Source organism: Cryobacterium sp. TMB1-7 (assembly GCF_004402435.1).
GTDB lineage: Bacteria > Actinomycetota > Actinomycetes > Actinomycetales > Microbacteriaceae > Cryobacterium > Cryobacterium zongtaii.
The window spans coordinates 11,715-34,624 of the sequence record NZ_SOFZ01000024.1; the positions used below are offsets into that span (position 1 = coordinate 11,715).

Here is a 22,910-nt window from a genome sequence, read left to right on the forward strand (position 1 = left end):
GTGACCACCCTCGTTGGCGGTGTAACGAGCATGGCCCCGGTGCCAAATGCCGTCAAGGCTTGAACTCAAGAGGCCAGACCGCCCCTTTCGGGCGATATTTGCGGGGCCAGACCGGGCAGGATGCCACCGATCCCCGGCAGGATATCGGGGGCCGGGGCGGCCGCCACGGTGCGGATCGGGCCGTCGGTGCGGCCCGCCGTGATCTGGGCGCGATCGATGGCGAAGAGCACCGCGCCGAGCAACTCGGCCCGCTCCCCCAGCTCGCCCTTGACCACCTCGGGCACCCCGGCTGCAGTGGCCAGGGTGGAGCGTTCCAGAGCGTGCCGCAGGGGGCTGAGCAGCATCTCGCCGGCTTCGGCCAGCTCACCGCCGACCACGATGCGGTGCGGGTCGACGAGGTTGCTCAGACCCGCGAGCGCGATACCCAGGTGCCGGCCGGCATCGGCGATCACCCGGCGCGCCAGGGCCTCGCCCGCCTCGGCGCGCAGCACGACGTCGCGCAGCTTGACCTCGCCGTGGCTGCCGGGGAACTTCGCGGCCAGCGCCGAGGCTCCCACCAGGGTCTCCAGGCAGCCGCGGTTGCCGCATCGGCAGACCAGGCCCTGCTCGTCGAGGGTGACGTGACCGATCTCTCCGGCCTTGCCGCTACCGCCGCGATAGACCCGGCCATCCACGATCAGGCCGGCGCCCACACCGTGCGACAGGCGCAGATAGGCCGCCTGCCGGACGCCCTGGGCCGCGCCGATGCGGTACTCCGCGAGTGCACCGAGGTTGGCCTCGTTGTCGACGAACACCGGCCGGTGCAGCCGCGACTCGAGTTCCTCGGCGACGGGCACCCCGTCCCAGCCGCGCAGCAAGCCGGCAGTGGCGATGAGGCCGGTACGCGGGTCGACAGGCGCGGCCAGACCCACCCCCACCGCGAGCACCTCGTCGAGGCCGGCGCCCACCGACTCGGCCATGTCCCGGATGAGCAGCATCACCCTGTCGAGTTCGCTGTCGGCGCGGTGGTCGCGGGCCAGCGGCAGCATCCGCTCGGCCAGCACCTGGTGGCCGGCGTCGGCCAGCGCCAGCCGCAGTTGCCGGTTCGCCACGTGCAGGCCCACCACCAGGCCCAGTTCCCTGGCGAGGGTGACTCGCACCGCGCGACGGCCGCTGCGGGACGTGGGCGTGGTCGCCAGCACCCCGGCGGCGGCCTGCTCCTTGACGATGTTGGACACCGTGGCCGGCGACAGCCCGGTGACCGCGGCCAGTTCCACCTGGGTGAGGGCGCCGTGGTGGGTGATCGCGTCGAGGATGCGGGCGCGGTTGGCCTCACGCAGGGACGACTGCGACCCGGGATTGCGGCGGCTGCTCACAGGAGACACGATACTGCCGAGACCACCAGGACGGGCAAGCTTTCGCGCCGGGCGGTATTCCTGGACGTCCGGCGAGTGAAACGGACACGCAAGCCAAACAGGACGAGTCACCGCCGGCGGCTGTCGACCCGGACGTCGCGGACAAGGTGAAGGTGGCGCCGGGCACGGGCGGACCGGACGATTTCGGGGACGTGGAGGTCAACGAGGAAGACATCAACCTTCCGCCGTTCGGCGAGCACGTTGAGCCGCCGGACTAACCGGCCCACCGCACCGGCGGTGCCCCGCTAGCGCACCGCGTCAGCGAGAGCCCCGCCCAGCCACCGCTCGACCTCACGCTGCGATCGCAGCCTCACGACGACGAGGTGGGGGTGCGCAAGTTCCAGCGCCGGCACCCGTTCGTCGTATTTCCGCCGGGTCGAGATCGCCCACCGCACGATGTGCTCACGGTCACTGAGCAGCGTGCGGATGGGTGGCTCGACGTTGCCGTTCCACAACTCCTCGCGGCGAACCCGGCGGCGGATGGTACGGCGGATCACCCGGGGAAGCGTGACGCGCAGAACGGCAGATCGAGCCACACGAGCAGATCGGCACGTTCGGCAAGCACCTCGCGGGCGGCGCTGTACTGCCATTCGGTCGTCCATGACTCCGCGGCGATGAAACCGCGCACATCATCGGCGAATTCCGGCCGGGGCACCCACTTCGGGCCGTGGAACAGCGCGTCGATCTCCGTGTGTGCGCCCCCGGTGATCACGGCGATCCGCGCGGCGAGGGTGGTTTTGCCCGTACCGGACACCCCGGCAACCAGCACTCGGCGGGGCCGAAGCGGAAGGGCACCGTCGGCGGAGGCCATGGCCGTCCGACTCATCGCGGGCGCACCCGGTCAACGCCTGATGGGTTTCCACTGCGGCGGGTCCTGGACGGTTCGCTGGGGCACGATGCGAGGGAGCACTCGGTGCAGCCGGACCGAGGACCTGAAGTACAGGAAAGCCAGCAACGCATCAGCGATCACACCGAGCACGCCTGCGAGTGCCACGTCGGTCGCCCCCGTGGCGACCGAGAACATCCAGTTGGCGACGCTCAGGACCAGCAACGATCCGACCACGAAGCCGGCCCGTGGTCGCGAGGTCATCCGCCACCAGGCGCGTGGCGGCTCAACCGGCTCGTCTGCACCACGGAAGGACCGCACACCACCGAAATAGAGGAGCAGGTACAGCAGGATGCCCTCCACCGCAAAAATCGGATTCGTGACGGTGTGCGGAAAGGCCGCGCTGTTGAGTGCCAAGACGGTCAGACCGGCGGCAATGTAGGCGACCTTCCACCGCGTCTTTCGGATGCGAAGCATGGCCAGAGCCTATGCCCAATGCCACAGCTCACTGGGACGATTCAGGCTGCGGCAATTCGTGCAGCCGCATCGCAATTGGGACGTGTGCGGTGGAGCTCGGCTTAGAGCGTGTCGACGGCAGCCCGTTCGACGGCAAGACCCGCGTGGTAGCGGTCCAGGTAGTCGGCGAAGCCGGCGACGTCGACAGGGTCGGGGGCGACGGTCTCGAATTCTTGCCCCACGAACACTCGCTCACGCAGGTACCCGTCCAGGTCGAGGTCGACGCCGGATGCTGTGGCCGCCGTGTAGGACGCCAGGACCGCGATGCCCCAGGCGCCGCCCTCCGATGCCGTCTCGGCGACCGAGACCGGGGCATCCAAGGCGCCGGCGAGGAATCGCTGGGCGACACCGGCGGTGCGGAAGAGCCCACCGTGCGCGAACATCGCGTCGAGTTCGACGCCCTCCTCGGCGAGAACGCGCATGCCGAGGCTGAGCGTGCCGAACACTCCGTAGAGCTGCGCGCGCATGAAGTTGGCGAGGGTGAGCCGGCTGTCGGGGGTGCGCACGAAGAGCGGCCGCCCCTCGGTGAGGCCGGCGATGGGCTCGCCGGCCAGGTGGTTGTAGGCCAACAGGCCGCCGGCATCCGCGTCACCGTCGAGCGCCTCACGGAACAGGGCGTCGAATACCGCGTCGCTGGCAACGGGGTTACCGCTGGCCGCGGCGAAGCGGCCGAACATCCCGGCCCACGCGGCGAGCTCGCTTGCCCCGTTGTTGCAGTGCACCATCGCGACGGGATCGCCGGCCGGGGTGGTGACCAGGTCGAGTTCGTGGTGCACCTTTTTGAGGGGGCGCTCGAGCACAACCATCGCGAAGATGCTGGTGCCGGCGCTGACGTTACCGGTGCGCGGGGCGACGGAACAGGTCGCGACCATGCCCGTGCCGGCGTCGCCCTCGGGCGGGCACAGCACGGCGCCTGGACGCAGGGCACCGGTCGGGTCGAGAAGGGCCGCGCCCGCCGCCGTGAGCTCGCCTGCCGGCTGGCCGGCCACCAGCACGGTGGGCAGGAGTGCGGCCAGGTTGAGGTCGGGAGCGGACTCGGCGACCAGGCCGTCGTATCGGGCGAGGAGCTCGGCGTCGTAGTCCGCGGTGGCGGCGTCGATGGGGAACATGCCCGAGGCATCGCCGACGCCCAGGACCTTGCGGCCGGTGAGCTGCCAGTGCACGTAGCCGGCGAGGGTCGTGATGAAGTCGAGCTGCGCCACGTGCGGCTCGTGGTCGACGACCGCCTGGTGCAGGTGCGCGATCGACCAGCGCAGCGGAATGTTCACTCCGAACAGCTCGGTCAGCTCGGTCGCCGCGGGACCTGTGGTGGTGTTGCGCCAGGTGCGGAACGGAACCAGCTGCTCGCCGGCGGCGTCGAACGCGAGATAGCCGTGCATCATCGCCGAAACGCCGACAGCACTGTAGCTTTCCAGGCGAACCCCGTACTGCTTTTCGACATCGGCGACGAGGGCAGCGTGAGCGGCCTGGATGCCCGTCCACACGTCTGCCAACGAGTACGTCCAGACCCGATCGACGAACTGGTTCTCCCACTCGTGGCTGCCGACGGAGAGGACGTCAGCCGGGTCCTCGCCGATCAGGCAGGCCTTGATGCGGGTCGACCCCAGCTCGATCCCCAGGGACGTCCGTCCGCTGAGAATTGCGGTCCGGGCGGCGTCGAGTGCATCGTTGCTAGTCATATCTCGATTATGGCGGATGGCCGGGCACCTTTTGCAACGTTGTGAATCGCCGCCAGGTATTCGGCGTGAAGCTCCGGTTGACGCGGGTGGGGCAGGCGGTCGGGTGTCCGTCAGGCGACGGCCTTCTCCAACAGCTCGACGAGTCGCCTCTGGTCCTCGGCGGTGAGCTTGGTCACCGCGAATGAGGTGGGCCAGAGGTTTCCGTCGTCGAGGTTGGCGTCCGGCTGGAAGCCGATGGTGGCATAGCGCACCTTGAATTTGGCGGCGCTCTGGAAAAAGACCACCACCTTGCCGTCGGAGTCCGTATACGCCGGCATGCCGTACCAGGTCTTGGCACCCAGGTCGGTGTTCTCCTTCACCAATCGGTGCAAAGTCTCGGCCAGTTCCTGGTCGGTGCCGGACATCTCGGCGATCGCCGCCAGGCACGCGGCTTCGAGGTCGGCGCCCAGTTTTGCGGCCTTGGCCTCTGCCGCGGCCGCCCGCATGGCGGCTTTCTCCTCTTTGCTGAAGGTTTCGCTCACGATCTGTTCCTCACTGGTCAAGGTTGCGTCTCTGGCACCCACTGTAGAAGCAACCCGGCAGGTGTGCTTCTTCGATCCTGCTCGGCGGGCGCGAATGGGGCACCGGCGCATCCGGTGTGCCTGACTCAGGGACCGCCGAGCCAGCTGTCGATTCGATGGTGGTCCGGGGCGAACCCGTGGCCGACACCCCAGAGCACAGCCTGGGTACGGCTGGCGACCCCGATCTTGCCGTAGACGCTGCGGATATAGGACTTCACGGTGTTGGGACTGAGGTAGGTGAGCGCGGCCACCTCGGCGTTACTCTTGCCCTGGGTGATGAGCGCCAGGATCTCGGATTCACGGTCTGTGATTCCTTCGCGACGCCCGGGCCAGTCCAGTCCGGGAGCGCTGCCCGCTCGCTTCGGCGGATCGCTCACCACGATCTCACCGGCGTGCACCGACTCCAGGGCCGCGACCAGGTCGCGGGCGGGCAGCGTCTTCGACAGGTAACCGCTGACGCCCCGCTCCAACGCATCATCGATGAGCGAGGGCTGGAAATTCCAGGTGTACACGACGACGCGACGGGCTCGCGGGTTTCGCACGAGGGCCGTGAGCTCGGACAGATCGGACTCGGGCTGGGCGAAGGAGTCGTACAGCACGATGTCGGTTGTGTCGGAGAGAGCCGCATTCGCATCGATCTCCGCAACAAGCACACGATCCCGATAGTGATCGAACATGTGCGCCAGGCCCTTCAGCACGATGTCATAGTCATCGACCAGGGCGACAGTCACGGGCTGGGTCGAAGACATAGTAGGACGCTACAGCTTCTGCCGGCCCGGCAGTTACACCCCTAGGGGTGTGCCGCCGCCTCCTTCTGGGTGATTTGCTGTTTATCGCCCAGCAACCGCTGGTCACATCGAAGGCTCAGCCCCATCAAACAGGAAGGAGACCACAATGCTTGGTCTCATCATCAGCCTCATCGTCGTCGGCATCATCGCCGGCGCCGTCGCCCGCCTCGTCGTGCCCGGTCGGCAGAACATTAGCATCCCGATGACCATCGTGCTGGGCATCATCGGTTCCTTCGTCGGCGGGTTCCTCGGCTTCCTGATCTTCCAGCACGACCCCATGGACGGCTTCTTCCAGCCGGCCGGCATCATCGGATCCATCATCGGCGCGATCATCGTGCTCCTGGTTTACATCCGCGTCAGCAATCGGCGCAGCGTTCAGCACTAGCCGGTCTCCCGGTGGCCGCCACCTGGCAGGTCACCGGGGCCGCATGCAGGGAGCGCAACCCTGACAGGCCCGGCGGAGGATGATGGCATCAACGCTTGGCGAGCCGGGTCGCCAAGCCCGGGTAACCGACCACAATGCCGTCGGAGTCGACGGTCAACTCGACCTGATCGTCACCACCGGCGCCGCGGTACCGGACCCGGCCGGGCGTCGACGAGGCATACACCTGGTCGCTCCGAATCACCCGCAGGGACGGTATCTCGATCCAGGCCATCACCAGCGCGGTCTCCGGCACGTTCCCATTCAGCAGCCGCAGGCGCCGGATCGGCATGGTGTTCGTCACAGGGCACAGGCCGATGTCGCAGTCGAGCGCACCGTCGATGCTGCCTGGTTCCGCAAGGCCGGCGGGCGGAAGACCGGCATCGCCCTGCACCTGGGTCACGGCTGCCCAGTGGTTGTTCTGATCCCGGGTCAGCGCGAGTGAACGCATCCAACCGGCGCCGTGCGCACTGATGTCGACCGTCAAGGTGCACCAGGCATCGGTGGCGTCCAACGACCAGGCGGTGGCATAGCCGACCGTGACCGAGGTTCCCTCGGCCTTCAGGCCGCTCTCCCCGATCTCGATCAACGCCCGATCGATGCGGTCAGGGTCGTCCTGCCCTCGCCAGGCCACATCCGATTGCTTCATGCGCCCATGTTGCCTGGGTGACGCCGGCACGTAAAGGCGGACTTCTTCACCAATCGCCGTTCCAGGTGTACCCAAAACGCAGCGTGTCGGGAAGAAGTCCGCCTTCACGTACTGGGCTAGGTGTTCTGCGGAAAGCCCAGGTTGATGCCGCCGTGGCTGGGGTCGAGCCAACGGGCGGTGACGGCCTTCTCCCGGGTGTAGAAGTTGATGCCGGCGGGGCCGTAGGCCTTGGCGTCGCCGAACAGGGAGTCCTTCCAGCCACCGAACGAGTGGTAGGCCACGGGCACCGGGATCGGCACGTTGATGCCGACCATGCCCACCTGCACCTCGTGCTGGAAGCGCCTGGCTGCGCCGCCGTCATTGGTGAAGATGGCGGTGCCGTTGCCGTAACGGCTTGCGTTGATGACGGCCACGCCGTCGGTGTAGCTGGCCACCCGCAAGACACTCAGCACCGGGCCGAAGATCTCGTCCTTATAGACGGCGGAGTCCAGGCTGACCTTGTCGAACAGGGTGGGGCCGAGCCAGAAGCCGGATGCCTCGCCGTTCACCTCGATGCCGCGACCGTCGATCACGACCTCCGCGCCATCGGCCAGGGCGATGTCGATGTAACCGGCGACCTTATCGCGGTGCGCCTCGGTGATCAGCGGGCCCATGTCGCAGCCGCGCATGCCGTCGCCCACTTTCAGTCCCTTGACGCGGTCGGCGATCTTGGAGATCAGCTCATCGGCGACGGGTTCGACGGCCACGATCACGCTGATGGCCATGCAGCGCTCCCCCGCCGAGCCGAAGCCGGCGTTGACGGCGGCATCCGCGGCGAGGTCGAGGTCGGCATCCGGCAGCACCAGCATGTGGTTCTTGGCGCCGCCGAGGGCCTGCACCCGCTTACCGTGGTGGGCGGCGGTCTCGTAGATGTACTTGGCGATGGGGGTGGAACCGACGAAGGAGATGGCCTGCACGTCGGGGTTGACCAGGAGCGCGTCGACGGCCTCCTTGTCGCCGTGCACGACATTGAAGACACCGTCAGGCAGGCCGGCCTCGGTAAGCAGCGCGGCGAGCCAGTTGGCGGCGGACGGGTCCTTCTCGCTGGGCTTGAGCACAACGGTGTTGCCCGCGGCAATGGCGATCGGGAAGAACCAGAGCGGCACCATGGCCGGGAAGTTGAACGGGCTGATGATGCCGACCACGCCGAGCGGCTGGCGCAAGGTGTACACGTCGACGCCGGTGGAGACGTTCTCGGAGAACTCGCCCTTGGACAGGTGCGGCAGGCCGAGCGCGAACTCGACGACCTCGAGGCCGCGGGCGATCTCGCCGAGGGCGTCGGAGGTGACCTTGCCGTGCTCATTGGTGAGGATGTCGGCCAGCTCGCCCTTGCGCGCATTGAGGAGCTCGCGGAAGGCGAACATGACGCCCTGGCGCTTGGCAATGGAGGCGTCCCGCCAGGCGGGGTACGCGGCCTGGGCCGACGCGACAACGGTGTCCACATCGGCGGCGGAGGCCAGGGAGACCAGGCGCTGCACTGCGCCGGTGGCGGGGTTGTAGACGGGGGCGGTACGCGTGGAGCTTCCGGCGCCTGGGGCGCCGTCGATCCAGTGGGTGAGGACGGGAAGGCCGTTCATGTCAGTCGATTCTGTTGGGGTGTTGTCCGTTGATCGAGCTTGTCGAGATCCGGTGACCGTGTCTACGTTGTGAGATTTGGTCGCGGGTCTCGACAAGCTCGACCAGCGATGGGCTGTTAGAGAAGGTCCAGGGAGAGGACCTCGTCGTAGATGGCCAGGGCCTCGGCCACCTCGGAGTCGGTCACGACGCAGGGCGGCACCACGTGGATACGGTTGTCCATGATGAAGGGCAGCAGGTTGCGGGCCAGTAGCTCGGTCTTGATGCGGGCCATCACCGCCGGCGGCACGGGCGCCCTGCTCTCCGGGTCGGCCACGAGCTCGATCGCCCAGAAGACGCCCTCGCCACGCACCTCCCCGATGATCGGGTGCTTGGCCTTGAGTGCCGCCAGCCCCGGGCCGATGGCCTCGGTGCCGATCCGGGCGGCGTTGGCCACGATGCCCTCCTCCGCCATGGCGTCCAGCGCGGCGACGATCGAGGCCATCGCCAGCGGATGTCCGCTGTAGGTGAGCCCGCCGGGGAACACCGTGTCGTCGAAGTCCGCGGCGATGGCGTCCGAGATGATCACCCCGCCGACGGGCACGTAACCGGAGTTGACGCCCTTGGCGAAGGTGATCAGGTCGGGCACCACGCCGGTGCCGTCGAACGCGAACCAGCGTCCGGTGCGGCCGAAGCCCACCATCACCTCGTCGAGGATCAGCATGATGCCGTACCGATCGCAGAGTGCGCGCACCCCGGCGAGGTAGCCCGGCGGCGGCATCAACACCCCGGCGGTGCCGGGGATGGACTCGAGCAGCACGGCCGCGATGGAGGTGGCACCCTCGCTCTGGATGACCCGCTCCAGGTGGTGCAGGGCCCTCTCGCATTCCTGCTCGGGCGTCGTCGCCCAGAACTCGCTGCGGTAGAGGTACGGGCCGAAGAAGTGCACGTGTCCGCGGGCGAACTCGTTGGGGATGCGGCGCCAGTCGCCGGTGGCGACGATGGCAGCGCCGGTGTTGCCGTGGTACGAGCGGTAGGTGGAGAGCACGGTGTCGCGGCCGGTGTGCAGCCGGGCCATCCTGATGGCGTTCTCGTTGGCATCCGCACCGCCGTTGGTGAAGAAGACCTTGTTGAAGCCGTCGGGTGCCCGGTCGACGATGCGTTTGGCGGCCTCGCCGCGGGCCAGGTTGGCGGTGGACGGCGCGATGGTGGTGAGCAGCTGCGCCTGCTCGATGATGCCCTTGATCACGGCCGGATGCTGGTGGCCGATGTTGACGTTGACCAGCTGACTGGAGAAGTCGAGGTAGCTGCGCCCGTCGTGGTCCCAGACCCGGCAGCCGAGGCCGCCGGCGATGACGAGGGGCTTCAGTGCCCCCTGGGCGGACCAGGAGTGGAAGACGTGGGCGCGGTCGAGTTCGGCGGTGCGCTCGTTCAGCCCGGGCTTCGTGTCGGTGGTTGTGCCGGTGTCGATGTCGGTCACGATGTTGTTCCTTCTGCTCTGTGCCCCGCGGGTACCGGAGCGGTGGTGCACCGGGCGGCTGCGCTCGGCAGCCGCCCGGTGCGGAGGTTGTTTTACTCGCCGCCCTCCTTGAGGGTGACGTCGATCGGAGCCCAGTCGGCGCCCATGACGTCGACTCCCTCCTCGGTCAGCTCATCCAGGGCCTGTTGCACGTACTCGTTGGAGTACGCGGTTTCGGGCGGGTCTGTGGTGATGATGGTGCCACCGGTTTCGTTCTTGGTGTTCATGGCGATGTCGACGGTGTTGGCCCAGGCGGCCTCGTCGATCAGGCCGACGCCGTTCGTGGACGGGAAGATCAGCTTGCTGACCTCGTTGGTCATCCACAGCTGGTGCCCGGCGGGCAGGGCCGAGCCGGCATCGGCCACGATGGTCGCGGCGTCTTCGGGGTCCTCGGCGGCGTAGATCCAGCCCTTGATGGAGGCCTTGATGAACTTCACGGTCTGGTCGGCGTAGGCCTCGTCGTCGGCGAGCTTGTCGGTGTTGGCCCAGATGGCGTCCTGGAGCATCGCGGTGCCCTCCTCGTTCCAGTCGATGACGTTGAGGTCCTCTGGCTGGTAGAGCTCGCCGGTGTCGGGGTTGATGGTTTCCAGCACCTGGGCGTATTCGTTGTAGGTCATCGCCTGGGCCGCGTCGATGTCACCGGCGAGGAAGGCGTTCATGTCGAAGGCCTGCTGCACGAGGCTGATGTCGCCGACCTCGACGCCGGCCTGCTGCATGCCGGCGAAGAGTTCCCACTCGTTGCCGTAGCCCCAGCTGCCCACGTTCTTGCCGGCCAGGTCGGCCGGGCTGGTGATGTTCTTGTCCGTGAATGAGATCTGGGTGGTGGCGCTGCGCTCGAAGATCTGGGCGACGTCGGTGATGTTGGCACCCTGCTCGATGGAGCCGAGCACCTTGGGCACCCAGGAGATGGCGTAGTCCACGTCGCCGGACGCGAGCACGTCCTGCGGAACGATGTCGGCGCCGCCCTCCTCGATGGTCACGTCGAGGCCTTCCTCCTCGTAGTAGCCCTGGTCGACGGCCGCGTAGTAGCCGGCGAACTGGGCCTGGGCCACCCACTGCAACTGCAGGGTGACCGGGGTGAGGTCGCCGCCGGCGGAGTCCTCGGTCGGTGCGGTATCGCCGGAGGCGGTGCATCCGGTGAGAACGAGGGCGCTGGCCGCCGCGACGGCGCCGGCCGTTGTGAGCCATCGAGTGCTGTGTTTCATGGGTTCCTCCTGAGGTACTGCTGCGGGGGTGCTGTGTCGGGATGCTGCGGTGCGGGATGGTCAAGCGGTGGGGGCGCGGCGGCTGACCAGTTTTTCCAGGCAGAGAGCCGCGCAATAGAAGAGGAGTCCGAGGATGATGGAGCCGAGCACGTAGGCCCAGGCCAGCCCGTAGTTACTGCTGGACGCGGCCGAGGTGATCGACTTGCCCAGGCCCCCGACCGGGCCGCCGAAGTACTCGGCGATGAGGGCGGAGATCACGGCGAGCGAGGACGCAATGCGCAGGCCCGTGAACACGAACGGCACCGCGGTGGGCAGGGTGACGGTCTTGGTGGCCTGCCAGCTCGAGGCGGCGTAGGAGCGCATCAGGTCGCGGTGCACCGGGCGCACCATCCGCAGCCCTTTGAGAGTGTTGAAGTAGACCGGCACGAAGACCGCCAGCGCGGCCACGAGCTGCCGGGCGGTCTCGGCGTTGGCGCCGAACATCGTGTAGAGCACGGGCGCCAGCGCGACGATCGGCACCACGGCGACGGCGGCGACGATGGGGGCGGCCATCTCGTCGAAGATCCCCACCAGGGCCGAGAGGATGGCCAGCAGCACACCCACGATCGCGCCGAGCACCAGGCCGATCAGGGCGTTGCGCCCGGTGACGACCGAGCCCCCGACGACGTTCTGCAGGTTGGTGATGAACTGCTCACCGATCGCGAAGGGCCCGGGGAGGATGAACGGCTTGATCGCCAGCACGGTGACGACGCCCTGCCAGAGCAGGATCGCGGCCACGCCGAGCAGCACCGGTGGCAGCACGGTGCGGGCCAGGCCGGAGCCCGATGCGCCCGGCCGGCCCGGCCCGGCCTGCGCAGCCACGCGCGTGCTCGCGCCGGCGCTCATCGCGTCTCGACCCCGCGCGGCCCGGTGGGGGCGCTGCCGTGCAGCAGCTCGCGCACCTGGCTGACCGAGTGGAAGAAGTCCGCGTCTTCGCGCAGATTCTCGCCGCGGTCGCTCATGCGGCCGAGGTTCACGCCGAGCACGTCGCGGATGCGGCCGGGCCGCGGCGACATCACCACCACCCGGTTGGAGAGGAACACCGCCTCGGGGATGGAGTGGGTGACGAAGACGACGGCGGCGCTGGTCTCGGCGCAGATGCGCACGAGCTCGTTCTGCATGCGCTCCCGGGTCATCTCGTCGAGCGCGCCGAACGGTTCGTCCATCAACAGCAGGCTCGGGCTTTCGGCCAGCGAGCGGGCGATGGCCACCCGCTGCTGCATGCCGCCGGAGAGCTGGTCGGGGTAGTGCCCGGCGAAGTCGCTCAGGCCGACAAGTTCGATCAGCTCCGCGGCGCGCTCGCGGCGGGCGGCCTTGCCGGCGCCGTGCAGCTCCAGCGGCAGTTCGATGTTGCCGGTCACCGTGCGCCAGGGCAGCAGGCCGGCCTGTTGGAAGGCGATGCCGTAGTCCTGATCGATGCGCGCCTGACTGGCGGTCTTGCCGAACACCTTGATCGTCCCGCTGGTGGGGGTGTCGAGGTCGGCGATCAGCCGGAGCAGGGTGCTCTTGCCGCAGCCGCTGGGCCCGATCAGCGAAACGAATTCGCCGGGGGCGACGGTGAGGCTCACCGCATCCAGGGCCGTGACGGATGCGCCCTTGCGGCCGGCGAAGACCCGGCTGACGTCGGTCACCTCCACGGCGTGCTGTACCGGTGCTGCTGCCGTGGTCATGCGGCCACCTCTCCCCTGCGGAATCGACGTAGGAACAGTGAGATCAGGCCGACAAAACCGGCGGCGACGAGGCCGACCAGGATCGACCCGAAGATGGGGGCCCAGGGCTTGCCAGGGTCGCTGCCGGCGGCGCCGGCGTATTCGACGATGAGCCGGCCGATGCCGCCGCGCAGACCGATCGACACCTCGGCGACGACGCTGCCGATCACGGCGCTGGCCGCCGCGAGGCGGAGGGCAGGCAGCAGGTAGCCCACGCTGGCCGGCAACCGCAGCCGCCAGAGCGTCTTCCACCAGCCCACCGCGTAGCAGTGCATCAGGTCAACGTGGTTGGTGTCCGGGGAGCCGAGGCCCTTGAGCGCGCCGATCGAGACCGGGAAGAAGGCGAGGTAGGACGCGATCAGCGCCACCGACATCCAGTTCTCCCAGGTGAAGGCGCCGAACTCAAGCTGCGCGCCCCACCGCCGCACCAGCGGGGCCAGCGCGATCAGCGGCACGGTCTGGCTGAGGATGACCCAGGGCAGGATGGCCGATTCGGCCAGCGCGAAGCGCTGCATCAGCAGTGCCAGGGCCAGGCCCACCGAGACGCCGACGATCCAGCCGACGGCCGAGATGCCCAGGGTGAACAGGGACGCTTCGAAAACGGCCTGCCACATCGGTACCGCGCTGGCGCTGCCGGTGACGGGCTCCAGGATGCGCTCGAGCATCACCCACAGGTGCGGCATCGCCATCTCGCTGGCCCGCGGCAGCACGGTGAGACCGCCGATGACCACGCCGTCTTCGGGGCCGAAGAAGATGTAGAGCTCCCAGAGCACGGCGAGCACAAGCAGGCCGAGGGCGCCCACCAGGATGCGCCGCGGCATCCCCTGCCCCAGCCAGGCCCGGCCCCGCGCCGCCGCGCTGGACCTCGCGGGTCCGGTGCGCACGGAGCCGGCCGGGGTCATGCCTTGGCCGTGATGTGGTTGGCGAGGGCGGGGATCACGGTTTCGCCGTAGACCCGCAACGTCTCTTCTTTATTGTCGTGCTGCAGGTAGCCGGCGAACTGGTCGACGCCGAGTTCCTTGAGCGCCTTCAACTTCTCGATGTGAGCCTCGGCCGGCCCGAGCAGGCAGAACCTGTCGACGATCTCGTCGGGCACGAAGTCGGCGTGGGTGTTGCCGGCGCGACCGTGCTCGTTGTAGTCGTAGCCCTCGCGGCCCTTGATGTAGTCGGTCAGGGCCTGCGGCACCGCCCCGGACTGGCCGTACTTCTCCACGATGTCGGCCACGTGGTTGCCGACCATGCCGCCGAACCAGCGGTTCTGGTCGCGCATGTGCTGGATGTCGTCACCGATGTACATCGGCGCGGCCACGCAGAACTTGATGGCGTCAGGGTCGCGACCCACGTTCTCGGCGGCGGTGCGCACGGTCTTGATCATCCATTCGGCCACGTCGAGGTCGGCCATCTGCAGGATGAACCCGTCGCCGACCTCGCCGGTGAGCTTGAGCGCCAGCGGGCCGTAGGCGGCCACCCACACGTCGAGGGTGGAGCCCCTGCTCCAGGGGAACTGGAGGGTGGCACCGTTGTACTCGACCGCCCGGGAGTTGGCGAGTTCACGGATGACGTGAATCGATTCGCGCAGCGTCTTCAGGGTGCTGGGCCGGCCGTTGGTGACCCGCACCGCGGAGTCGCCACGCCCGATCCCGCAGATGGTGCGGTTGCCGTACATCTCGTTGAGGGTGGCGTAGGTGGACGCCGTGACGGTCCAGTCCCTGGTGGCCGGGTTGGTGACCATCGGGCCCACGATCACCTTGCGGGTCTCGCTCAAGATCTTGCTGTAGATCACATAGGGTTCCTGCCAGAGCAGGTGCGAGTCGAAGGTCCACACGTGGCTGAAGCCGTGGTTCTCGGCCAACTGGGCCAGCTGCACGGTGCGCGCCGAGGGCGGGTTGGTCTGGAGTACTGCGCCGAAGTCCATGGGGTTCCCGCCTAGATCAGGTACTGGCTGAGGCCGCGTTTGATGTACTTGCCATCACCCTTGGCGCCGAGGTACGCGTTGTCGTCGATGACGACCTTGCCGCGGGAGAGCACGGTGTCGACGTGGCCGTCGATCTCGAAGCCCTCGTAGGCGGAGTAGTCCATGTTCATGTGGTGGGTCTTGTCCAGGCCGGCTTCGGGCATCCCGATGGAAGTGTGGCCATTGGGGTCGTAGACCACCACGTCGCCGTCGGCACCGGGCTGGATGACACCCTTGGTGCCGTACATACCGAACATCCGCGCCGGGGTGGTGGAGGTGACCTCCACCCAGCGTTCGAGGGAGATCTGCTTGTCGACGACGCCCTGGTAGAGCAGGTCCATCCGGTGTTCGACCGACCCGATGCCGTTGGGGATCTTGGAGAAGTCGGTGAGCCCCATGTCTTTCTGTCCCTTCATGCAGAACGGGCAGTGGTCGGTGGAGACCATCTGGATGTCGTTGGTGCGCAGGCTCTGCCACATGTGGTGCTGGTGGCCCTCTGCCTTGGAGCGAAGCGGTGTCGAACAGACCCATTTGGCGCCCTCGAAGTCGCCCCACTCCTCGCTGTGGGCACCGAGCTGGTCCTCGAGTGAGAGATAGAGGTACTGCGGGCAGGTCTCGCCGAACACGTTCTGGCCGCGGTCCCGGGCGACGGCGATCTGCTCCACGGCCTGCTTGGCGCTCACGTGCACCACGTAGAGCGGCGCCCCGGTGAGGTTGGCGAGCATGATCGCCCGGTGGGTGGCCTCCTCCTCGGCCTGCCAGGGCCGGGTGAGGCCGTGATAGTAGGGCGTGGTGTTGCCGGCGGCGACGGCCTGCTGCACGAGCAAGTCGATGACGCTGCCGTTCTCGGCGTGCATCATGATCATGCTGCCGTTGCTCGCTGCCTTCTGCATGGCCTTGACGATCTGGCCGTCGTCGGAGAGGAACACTCCCTTGTAGGCCATGAACAGCTTGAAGCTGGAGACGCCCTCGTTGACGAGTTCGTCCATCGCGACGAGGGAGGAGTCCTGCACGTCGGAGAGGATCTGGTGGAAGCCGTAGTCGATGGCGCACTCGCCCCGGGCCTTTTCCTGCCAGAGGTGGTACTGGTCAAGCACGTTTTCGCCGGCGTACTGCACCACGAAGTCGACGATGCTCGTGGTGCCACCCCACGCCGCGGCGCGGGTGCCGGTCTCGAAGGTGTCGCTGGCCTCGGTGCCGCCGAACGGCATCTGCATGTGGGTGTGCGCGTCGATGCCGCCGGGGATGACGTACTTGCCGGCCGCGTCGATGACGGTGTCGACGTTCCGCTCGATGTCGAAGCCGAGCAGGGTGGAGCCGGGTGCGAGCACCGCGGCGATTCTCTCGCCGTCGATCAGCACATCCGCTGTGGCCGTTCCCGTGGAATTGACCACGGTGCCGTTCTTGATCAGGGTCTTCACGATGTTCTCCTGTTCGCTGCTTCGTCTGCGGGTCGCGCCCGTCTCGTTGGTTGAGCTTGTCGAAACCCCGTGAGCTGTTCTCTGAACGTAGGCTCGGTCACGGGGTCTCGACAGGCTCGACCGACGGATGGCCGGGTTTCGAGGTCGGGTGACGGGTGCTGCCCTTACGGCTTGGGGATCGAGGTGTACGAGTCCGGGCGGCGGTCCCGGTAGAACTGCCAGTTGTTGCGCACCTGGCGGATCATGCCCAGGTCCAGGTCGCGAATCACGACCTCCTCGTCGACGCCGCTGCCCAGCTCGCCCACGTAGTTGCCCTGCGGGTCGACGAACTGGCTGGTGCCGTAGAACGTCACGGCGTCCTCGCCGTACTCGTTGTCCTCCCGGCCCACCCGGTTGGGCGCGGCCACGAAGTATCCGTTCGCGGCGGCCGCGGCCGGCTGTTCGATTTCCCAGAGCCGGTTCGACAGACCGGGCTTGGTCGCGTTGGGGTTGAAGACGATCTGCGCGCCGTTCAGGCCCAGCTCCCGCCAGCCCTCTGGGAAGTGCCGGTCGTAACAGATGTACACGCCGATCGGTCCGACGGCGGTGTGGAAGACCGGGTAGCCGAGGTTGCCGGGGCGGAAGTAGAACTTCTCCCAGAACTTGTCGAGGTGGGGAATGTGGTGCTTGCGGTATTTGCCGAGAATGGTGCCATCGGCATCCACCACCACAGCGGTGTTGTAGTACACGCCGGGCTGCTCTTCTTCGTAGATGGGCAGCACCATCACCAGGTTGAGCTCCTTGGCCAGGGCCGCGAAGCGTTGCACGATGGGGCCGTCGGCCGCCTCGGCATAGTCGTAGTACTTGGCGTCTTCGGTAATGCCGAAGTACGGGCCGTAGAACAGCTCCTGGAAGCAGATCACCTGCGCGCCGTCTGCGGCCGCATCGCGGGCGAACTTCTCGTGCTTGTCGAGCATCGAGTCGATGTCCCCCGTCCACGTGGTCTGGGTGATCGCCGCTCGCACGATGTTTGCTGTGCCACGGCTGGGTGTGTCAACGCTCATACTGTCTGCCTCCACTGGGTCTCACACTGTGGAACCTCGTCAGCGGGGGTCGGACGGCAACGCGATGTTCTGCGAGCTGAACGGTGAGAGAGCCTGTCGAGATCGAGCCACGTTACGGTGTCCGGTTTTGTTATTATTCGACGTAAACATTTCTGTTCTGTTTCTTCACATGACGCATGCGTAAATCATCATCCTGTCGTCAGAGGATGCTGCTGGCAAGCATTTGCCCCGGAAGGACCCCGTGCAGCTATACCTGGACGAGATCGAACAGGCCACGCCGGCCGGAATCGCCGCCGCCCTCGGCCGGCTGATCAGCACCGGCCGGATCGCCCCCGGCGAGCGCCTGCCCACGGTGCGGGACCTCGCCGGCGGACTCGGGGTGAGCCCCGCGACGGTCAGCCACGCCTGGCAGGCGCTCTCCGCAGCGGGGTTGATCGTCTCCCGCGGCCGCAGCGGCACCTTCGTGCGGGAACAGTCCCCACACTGGCTGCCGGCCCGCACCCAGTCGCTGGCCGGGCATCTGAGCGACACCCGCATCGACCTGTCCCGGGGCATGCCGGACCCGCTTCTGCTGCCCGCGCTCGGCCCCGCGCTCTCCAGGGTGTCCCAGCGGGCGATGACGCCCAGCTACCAGGCGTCACCGGTGATCCCGGAACTGCTCACCGTGCTGACCGGGTCCTGGCCGTACCGGTGCGAGTCGATCACGGTGGTCGACGGGGCCCTCGACGCGATCTCCCGCAGCCTCGAGCAGGTGGCCAGGTTCGGCGACAGGGTCATCGTCGAAGACCCGGGCTTCCCACCGTTCTTCGACCTGCTCGAGCAGATGGGCATCGAACGTCTGCCCGTGGCGGTGGATGCGGAGGGCATCGACCCGGCCGCCTTCCAGGCGGCGCTGGCGCAGTCGCCGGCCGCGGTCATCCTGCAGCCGCGCGCGCACAACCCCACCGGCGCGTCGATGTCGCCGGACCGGGCCGAGGAGCTGGCCCGACTGCTGGCCGCCAGTAAACGCGCCGCGCATACCGTGGTGATCGAGGACGACCACTCCGGCGCGATCAGCACCTCCCCGGACGTGTCGCTCGGCCGCTGGCAGCCCGAGCGCGTGCTGCACGTGCGCAGCTACTCCAAGTCGCACGGGCCGGACCTGCGTATCGCCGCCCTCGGCGGGCCGACCGCCCTGGTCGACCGGATCGTGTCCCGGCGGATGCTCGGCCCGGGCTGGACCAGCCGGATGCTGCAGACCATCCTGCACGAGCTGCTCACCGACAGTGCCAGCATGGCGCTGGTGTTCGAGGCCCGGCACGTGTACTTCGCAAGGCAGAAGGCGCTGGCGGATACCCTCACCGGGTTCGGCCTGCCCCTCGCCCGCGCCGACGGCATCAACGCCTGGGTGCCGGTTGCCGACGAGCGCGACGCCATCGTGAGGCTGGCGGCGTCCGGCATCCGGGTGGCCGGCGGCAGCCCGTTTCTCGCGGTGGACCGGTCCGAGGCGTTCATTCGGGTGACGGCAGGGGCGCTGGTGGACGACATGGTGCCGGTGGCGCGGGCGATCGTGGCTGCGGCCGGGCGCTGACGCATCCGCGCTCATCTGGCGCAATCGCGGCCGGGGTCGCGGGCGCCGGGACCGGGGGGCATGCTAGGCGCAACCGGAGACTCACCGGTGCGGTCCGGCGGATCCGACTCGGGCATGATCGACGCCGCGCTCGACAGGTGTGGAGGAATGATGATCGACGGCTTCGCGGGCACTGTTCTCCTGCCCGATTCGGACGAATTCCTGATGGCGGCCACGGCCTACGGGAAGGTCGGCAGTCCCGCGCTGGCTGTTCGACCGACCACTGCGGCAGATGTCGCGGCGGCGATCGCCTATGCCAGGGCCCAGGGCCTTGTGCTGTCGGTACGGAGCGGCGGGCACAGCCCGTTGAACACCAACGATGGCGGAATGGTGCTGGACCTCTCCCGCATCCGTGACGTTGAGGTTCTCGAAGGAAACCGGGTACGGCTGGGCAGCGGCGCGACCTGGGGCGGTGTGGCCCAGGAACTGATCGAGTACGATCTGGCGGTCTCCAGCGGCGACACCTACACGGTGGGCGTTGGCGGTCTCACCCTGGGCGGCGGCATCGGGTGGTTGGTGCGACAACATGGCCTGGCGATCGACAGCCTGTGTGAGGTCGAGGTGGTGCTACCCAGTGGCGCCGTCGTGACGGCCAGCGAATCCAGTGAGCCGGAGCTGTTCTGGGCACTGCGCGGGGGCGGCGGCAACTTCGGCGTCGTCACGAGGTTCACCTTCCAGGCGCACCCGCTGCGGGGTGTGGTCTTCGGCACCATCCACGTGCGGCCGACGCATCTCGCCGACACTCTGCGCGGCTGGCGGGACGTCATGCGCGCGTCTCCGGAAGAACTCAATTCGACGGTGTATGCGACGCCCGAGTTCGGACCGGAGATGCCCGCGGAGACAAAAATTCTGGTCTGCTACGGCGGTGCCGACCAGGGCGAGGCCATGTCGGCCATCCGGCCCCTGCTCGCTCTGCCGGGGGTGACCGGCAACGACGTGGAACTCACGCTCTTCGTGGAGGTCTTCGACGAACCATCGGCCCCGCCGGGGTCGATCCGGATTGTCGACCGCAACGGCTTCGCCAGGGACTTCGACGACGAGCTCATCGAGCGGCTCACCATCGCGAACGCCGCGCCCGATTCGGCGGTGCTGATGGTGCGCTACCTGCGCGGGGCGATGAACCGGGTGCCCGCAGCTGCCACGGCATTCGCGCACCGTGATGTGGAGGTGCTGGTGATGTCGGCGGCGTTCCTGCCGTTGGATGCCCCCGACGAGGCCGAGCGGCGCATCCTGGACGGCTGGTGCGTCGTGGCCGCGAGATTGACGGGCACCTACGGCAGCTTCAATCTGCGCGCTTATCCCGACGTGCTCGGCCTGGCGTACCCGCCGGCCACCCTGGACCGGCTGCGGGCGGCGAAACGTCGCTATGACCCCGAGAACGTGCTGGCCCACAACCTCAACATCGTGCCCTGAGCCCGGTCCGCGGGGCGGGCGCCGAACATCTGTTGCCGATCCGGACAAGTGTTGCCGGCACACCGGGCGCAGATGTCCGCACGGGCAACAGTCGGCCGCCCGGCCCATTCGCGCTCCGACCACGGCATCCGCCCCGAACAGCAGGGGTTTAGGCTGATGGTGACCCCCGGTTCGATCTGACCGGTTGCGCCGGCCCGGATTTGGGCGGCAGGTCGGGGCTTTGCCTTCAGTTTCACCCCCACCTCGTTCGAGCCTGCTCCGACGCGTTCCGCGGCGCCGGCCGGTGCCTGTGTCGCCCGCGACACCGTGTTCGGTCCGTTACGTCGCGACCTTGTCGACGGATGCCCGGCTCCCGCCGCTCAGATTGGTCCCATGAAGACTCGCTACCCCGCCATCGCCACCACCGCGGCCGTGCTGCTACTCGCCGGCTGCGCCTCCGGATCGACGGCCGCCGCGCCGGCTCCCAGCGCCTCGGCCGGCGATGCCGGTGCCTTCCCGGTGTCGGTTGAGAATTGCGGCACCACGCTCACCCTCGAGGCCGCGCCGGAGCGCATCGTCACGATCAAGTCGAACACCACCGAGCTGCTGCTCGCCCTGGGACTCGGCGAGCGGATCGTGGGCTCGGCGTTCCTCGACGGCCCGCTGCCGGCATCCCTCGCCGACGCCGGCGCCGATCTCAACGTGATCAGCGATTTCGTGCCCGGCCAGGAGGCCGTTCTGGCGCTCACCCCCGACTTCATCTACGGCGGTTGGGAGTCGAACTTCTCCGCCGAGGGCGTCGGCGAGCGTGCCGCGCTGACCGACCTGGGCATCGGCAGCTATGTTTCGCCGGCCGCGTGCAAGGGCGACGCCATGCCGGACCCGCTGACCTTCGAGACCGTGTTCGCCGAGATCGACGAGGCCGGGGCCCTGTTCGGCGTGCCGGATGCCGCCGCCGAACTGGTTGCCGAGCAGGAGGCCGAACTGGCCGCGCTTGAGCCCGCCACCGGTGACACCACCGCACTCTGGTACTCCAGCGGCACCGACACCCCGTACGTGGGCGCCGGCATCGGTTCGCCGCAGCTGATCATGGATGCGGCGGGGCTGACCAACATCTTCGCCGACGTGCAGGACACCTGGACCTCGGCCGGCTGGGAGTCCGTCGTGGCGGCGAACCCGAGCGTGATCGTGCTCGTGGATGCCACCTGGAACACCGCGGACTCGAAGATCGCCAACCTCAAGGCCAACGCGGCGACCGCCGGGCTCGACGCCGTGGTGAACGACCGCTACATCGTGGTGCCGTTCGCGGCGACCGAGGCGGGCATCCGCAACGTGGAGGCCGCCGAGTCGATCATCGACCAGCTCGCCGCGCTCGAGGCCAAGTAGGCCGACGGCAGGCAGCCAGACCGCACACCAACCCGATTCGAAGGACCGCGGATGACCGTCACCCCGAGCAGGCAGGGCCTCGGCACCGACTTGCCCAGCGGGTCGGCCGCGCCCGGGGGGTCCGGCTCGCCCGGCGCATCCGGCGCATCCGCGGCATCAGCTCGCGCCCGGCGCAGCGGCACGGCCCGGTACCTGGTCTGGCTGGTCGCAGCGCTGGTGGCGCTCGTGCTCGGCAGCGCGGTGGCCGTGACGATCGGCCCGGCCGACGTGAGCCTGGCGCAGGTCTGGGGCAGTGTGGCCGGCCACCTCGGCCTGCCCGGGCTCGCCGGCGACACCCCGGTGCCACCGCTGACCGACGCCATCGTCTGGCAGCTGCGGATGCCGCGGGTGCTCACCGCGGCCATGGTGGGCGCGGGCCTGGCGCTCAGCGGAGCGGTGATGCAGAGCGTCACCCGCAACCCGCTGGCCGATCCCTACCTGCTCGGCCTGTCCTCCGGGGCGTCGCTCGGCGCGGTCTGCGTGGTCATCCTCGGCATCGGTTTCGCGCTGCCGGCGGCCGCGTTCGCCGGGGCCCTGATCGCCCTGTTCGCCACCCTCAATATCGCCCGCGTCGGCGGCAGCATCACGCCCGGCCGGGCCGTGCTGGCCGGGCTGGCGATCGCCCAGCTGGGCTCGGCAGGCACCTCGTTCATCATCTTCTGGGCGGCCAAGGGCGACTCCTACCGGGAGATCCTCAATTGGCTGCTCGGCTCCCTGGCCGGCAGCTCGTGGAGCAGCGTACTGATCTCCGCGGTCGTGCTGGCCGTGGTGGGCACCGGCATCCTGCTCGCCGCCAGCCGGCTGGATGCGTTCACCTTCGGTGACACCAACGCCGCGTCACTGGGCATCAACGTGAACGCCACCCGCTGGGGATTCCTCGTGGCGGTGGCCCTGCTCACCGGAGCGATGGTGGCCGTCAGCGGGGCGATCGGCTTCGTGGGGCTGATCCTGCCGCACCTGGTGCGCGGGCTCAGCGGGCCGGGCCACCGGCGCCTGCTGCCGCTCGTCGCGGTGGTGGGGGCACTGTTCCTGGTGCTCGCCGACACCCTCGCCCGCACGGTCTTCGACCCACGCGAGCTGCCGGTGGGCATCATCACCGCGTTCATCGGCGTGCCCGTGTTCATCCTGCTGATCAAGCGCAAACGAAGCGCGGCCTGGGCATGAGCCG

The 22,910-nt window shown here is 68.4% G+C and carries 22 protein-coding genes; 5 read left to right on the plus strand and 17 right to left on the minus strand.

From position 1 onward, the window contains the following. Positions 1–65: 65 nt before the first annotated feature. The 7 genes from E3O60_RS10940 to E3O60_RS10965 form a co-directional block, all read right to left on the minus strand. Positions 66–1,355, minus strand: a complete 1,290-nt coding sequence (locus E3O60_RS10940; RefSeq protein WP_088457434.1) for an ROK family transcriptional regulator — start codon at positions 1,353–1,355, stop codon at positions 66–68. Positions 1,356–1,639: 284 nt separating this feature from the next. Continuing rightward, positions 1,640–1,891: a hypothetical protein gene (locus tag E3O60_RS19105; protein WP_341476107.1), complete on the minus strand. Its 252-nt coding sequence runs from the start codon at positions 1,889–1,891 to the stop codon at positions 1,640–1,642. After that, positions 1,888–2,163 carry a hypothetical protein gene (locus E3O60_RS19110; RefSeq protein WP_370291522.1) on the minus strand — a complete coding sequence of 92 codons (276 nt, stop codon included), beginning with the start codon at positions 2,161–2,163 and terminating at the stop codon, positions 1,888–1,890. Before E3O60_RS19110 ends, E3O60_RS19105 begins: the two co-directional genes overlap by 4 nt. Before the next feature lie 72 nt (positions 2,164–2,235). After that, entirely contained in the window at positions 2,236–2,697 is a 462-nt protein-coding gene (locus tag E3O60_RS10950; RefSeq protein ID WP_103478540.1) for a hypothetical protein, read from the minus strand. A gap of 101 nt (positions 2,698–2,798) precedes the next feature. Beyond that, on the minus strand, positions 2,799–4,415 hold the full coding sequence (locus E3O60_RS10955; RefSeq protein WP_103460942.1) for a xylulokinase: 1,617 nt from the start codon (positions 4,413–4,415) through the stop codon (positions 2,799–2,801). 110 nt (positions 4,416–4,525) lie between these two features. Then, on the minus strand, positions 4,526–4,936 hold the full coding sequence (locus E3O60_RS10960) for a hypothetical protein (protein WP_198414960.1): 411 nt from the start codon (positions 4,934–4,936) through the stop codon (positions 4,526–4,528). A gap of 125 nt (positions 4,937–5,061) precedes the next feature. Beyond that, positions 5,062–5,724, minus strand: a complete 663-nt coding sequence (locus E3O60_RS10965) for a response regulator transcription factor (RefSeq protein ID WP_088457437.1) — start codon at positions 5,722–5,724, stop codon at positions 5,062–5,064. A gap of 145 nt (positions 5,725–5,869) precedes the next feature. Between E3O60_RS10965 and E3O60_RS10970 the strand changes: the two genes are divergently transcribed. Further along, complete coding sequence (locus E3O60_RS10970) at positions 5,870–6,148, plus strand: GlsB/YeaQ/YmgE family stress response membrane protein (RefSeq protein ID WP_088457438.1); 279 nt, start codon at positions 5,870–5,872, stop codon at positions 6,146–6,148. A gap of 88 nt (positions 6,149–6,236) precedes the next feature. On the opposite strand, the gene E3O60_RS10975 is transcribed toward E3O60_RS10970, so the two are convergent. The 10 genes from E3O60_RS10975 to E3O60_RS11020 all read right to left on the minus strand — a co-directional run bounded on the left by E3O60_RS10975 (position 6,237) and on the right by E3O60_RS11020 (position 17,316). Continuing rightward, positions 6,237–6,833 (minus strand): putative glycolipid-binding domain-containing protein, encoded by a 597-nt coding sequence (locus E3O60_RS10975; protein ID WP_088457439.1) that lies wholly within the window; start codon positions 6,831–6,833, stop codon positions 6,237–6,239. A 116-nt stretch (positions 6,834–6,949) separates the two neighbouring features. After that, complete coding sequence (locus E3O60_RS10980) at positions 6,950–8,449, minus strand: CoA-acylating methylmalonate-semialdehyde dehydrogenase (RefSeq protein WP_134498071.1); 1,500 nt, start codon at positions 8,447–8,449, stop codon at positions 6,950–6,952. Positions 8,450–8,565: 116 nt separating this feature from the next. Next, positions 8,566–9,897, minus strand: coding sequence for an aspartate aminotransferase family protein (locus E3O60_RS10985; protein ID WP_134498095.1), 1,332 nt, complete (start codon positions 9,895–9,897; stop codon positions 8,566–8,568). Between the two features lie 101 nt (positions 9,898–9,998). Then, positions 9,999–11,150, minus strand: coding sequence for an ABC transporter substrate-binding protein (locus tag E3O60_RS10990; RefSeq protein WP_134498073.1), 1,152 nt, complete (start codon positions 11,148–11,150; stop codon positions 9,999–10,001). A gap of 60 nt (positions 11,151–11,210) precedes the next feature. Then, a complete protein-coding gene (locus tag E3O60_RS10995) occupies positions 11,211–12,035 on the minus strand; it encodes an ABC transporter permease (RefSeq protein ID WP_103478534.1) in 825 nt (274 codons plus the stop codon). Next, positions 12,032–12,859 (minus strand): ABC transporter ATP-binding protein, encoded by an 828-nt coding sequence (locus E3O60_RS11000; RefSeq protein ID WP_103478533.1) that lies wholly within the window; start codon positions 12,857–12,859, stop codon positions 12,032–12,034. The genes E3O60_RS10995 and E3O60_RS11000 overlap by 4 nt, the downstream gene beginning before the upstream one ends. Beyond that, entirely contained in the window at positions 12,856–13,800 is a 945-nt protein-coding gene (locus E3O60_RS11005; RefSeq protein ID WP_103478532.1) for an ABC transporter permease, read from the minus strand. Before E3O60_RS11005 ends, E3O60_RS11000 begins: the two co-directional genes overlap by 4 nt. Next, a complete protein-coding gene (locus E3O60_RS11010) occupies positions 13,797–14,813 on the minus strand; it encodes a TIGR03842 family LLM class F420-dependent oxidoreductase (RefSeq protein WP_088457445.1) in 1,017 nt (338 codons plus the stop codon). The genes E3O60_RS11005 and E3O60_RS11010 overlap by 4 nt, the downstream gene beginning before the upstream one ends. An 11-nt stretch (positions 14,814–14,824) precedes the next feature. Further along, positions 14,825–16,276, minus strand: coding sequence for a dihydropyrimidinase (hydA, locus tag E3O60_RS11015; RefSeq protein WP_103478531.1), 1,452 nt, complete (start codon positions 16,274–16,276; stop codon positions 14,825–14,827). Between the two features lie 161 nt (positions 16,277–16,437). Then, complete coding sequence (locus E3O60_RS11020) at positions 16,438–17,316, minus strand: nitrilase-related carbon-nitrogen hydrolase (RefSeq protein ID WP_103478530.1); 879 nt, start codon at positions 17,314–17,316, stop codon at positions 16,438–16,440. 241 nt (positions 17,317–17,557) lie between these two features. Between E3O60_RS11020 and E3O60_RS11025 the strand changes: the two genes are divergently transcribed. The 4 genes from E3O60_RS11025 (at position 17,558) to E3O60_RS11040 (ending at position 22,906) form a co-directional block, all read left to right on the plus strand. Then, positions 17,558–18,886: an aminotransferase class I/II-fold pyridoxal phosphate-dependent enzyme gene (locus E3O60_RS11025; protein WP_241993246.1), complete on the plus strand. Its 1,329-nt coding sequence runs from the start codon at positions 17,558–17,560 to the stop codon at positions 18,884–18,886. Positions 18,887–18,946: 60 nt separating this feature from the next. Then, complete coding sequence (locus E3O60_RS11030; RefSeq protein WP_103478528.1) at positions 18,947–20,338, plus strand: FAD-binding oxidoreductase; 1,392 nt, start codon at positions 18,947–18,949, stop codon at positions 20,336–20,338. 372 nt (positions 20,339–20,710) lie between these two features. Continuing rightward, complete coding sequence (locus E3O60_RS11035; RefSeq protein WP_134498077.1) at positions 20,711–21,703, plus strand: putative F420-0 ABC transporter substrate-binding protein; 993 nt, start codon at positions 20,711–20,713, stop codon at positions 21,701–21,703. Positions 21,704–21,754: 51 nt separating this feature from the next. Then, on the plus strand, positions 21,755–22,906 hold the full coding sequence (locus E3O60_RS11040; protein ID WP_134498079.1) for a putative F420-0 ABC transporter permease subunit: 1,152 nt from the start codon (positions 21,755–21,757) through the stop codon (positions 22,904–22,906). Positions 22,907–22,910 lie beyond the last annotated feature (4 nt).

Bases quoted from the DNA above. Each gene is read 5' to 3' on its own strand.
- E3O60_RS10950 (WP_103478540.1), bottom strand. From the start codon at position 2,697: ATGCTTCGCATCCGAAAGACGCGGTGGAAGGTCGCCTACATTGCCGCC.
- E3O60_RS10955 (WP_103460942.1), bottom strand. From the start codon at position 4,415: ATGACTAGCAACGATGCACTCGACGCCGCCCGGACCGCAATTCTCAGC.
- E3O60_RS10965 (WP_088457437.1), bottom strand. From the start codon at position 5,724: ATGTCTTCGACCCAGCCCGTGACTGTCGCCCTGGTCGATGACTATGAC.
- E3O60_RS10970 (WP_088457438.1), top strand. From the start codon at position 5,870: ATGCTTGGTCTCATCATCAGCCTCATCGTCGTCGGCATCATCGCCGGC.
- E3O60_RS10975 (WP_088457439.1), bottom strand. From the start codon at position 6,833: ATGAAGCAATCGGATGTGGCCTGGCGAGGGCAGGACGACCCTGACCGC.
- E3O60_RS10980 (WP_134498071.1), bottom strand. From the start codon at position 8,449: ATGAACGGCCTTCCCGTCCTCACCCACTGGATCGACGGCGCCCCAGGC.
- E3O60_RS10990 (WP_134498073.1), bottom strand. From the start codon at position 11,150: ATGAAACACAGCACTCGATGGCTCACAACGGCCGGCGCCGTCGCGGCG.
- E3O60_RS10995 (WP_103478534.1), bottom strand. From the start codon at position 12,035: ATGAGCGCCGGCGCGAGCACGCGCGTGGCTGCGCAGGCCGGGCCGGGC.
- E3O60_RS11000 (WP_103478533.1), bottom strand. From the start codon at position 12,859: ATGACCACGGCAGCAGCACCGGTACAGCACGCCGTGGAGGTGACCGAC.
- E3O60_RS11005 (WP_103478532.1), bottom strand. From the start codon at position 13,800: ATGACCCCGGCCGGCTCCGTGCGCACCGGACCCGCGAGGTCCAGCGCG.
- E3O60_RS11010 (WP_088457445.1), bottom strand. From the start codon at position 14,813: ATGGACTTCGGCGCAGTACTCCAGACCAACCCGCCCTCGGCGCGCACC.
- E3O60_RS11020 (WP_103478530.1), bottom strand. From the start codon at position 17,316: ATGAGCGTTGACACACCCAGCCGTGGCACAGCAAACATCGTGCGAGCG.
- E3O60_RS11030 (WP_103478528.1), top strand. From the start codon at position 18,947: ATGCTAGGCGCAACCGGAGACTCACCGGTGCGGTCCGGCGGATCCGAC.
- E3O60_RS11035 (WP_134498077.1), top strand. From the start codon at position 20,711: ATGAAGACTCGCTACCCCGCCATCGCCACCACCGCGGCCGTGCTGCTA.
- E3O60_RS11040 (WP_134498079.1), top strand. From the start codon at position 21,755: ATGACCGTCACCCCGAGCAGGCAGGGCCTCGGCACCGACTTGCCCAGC.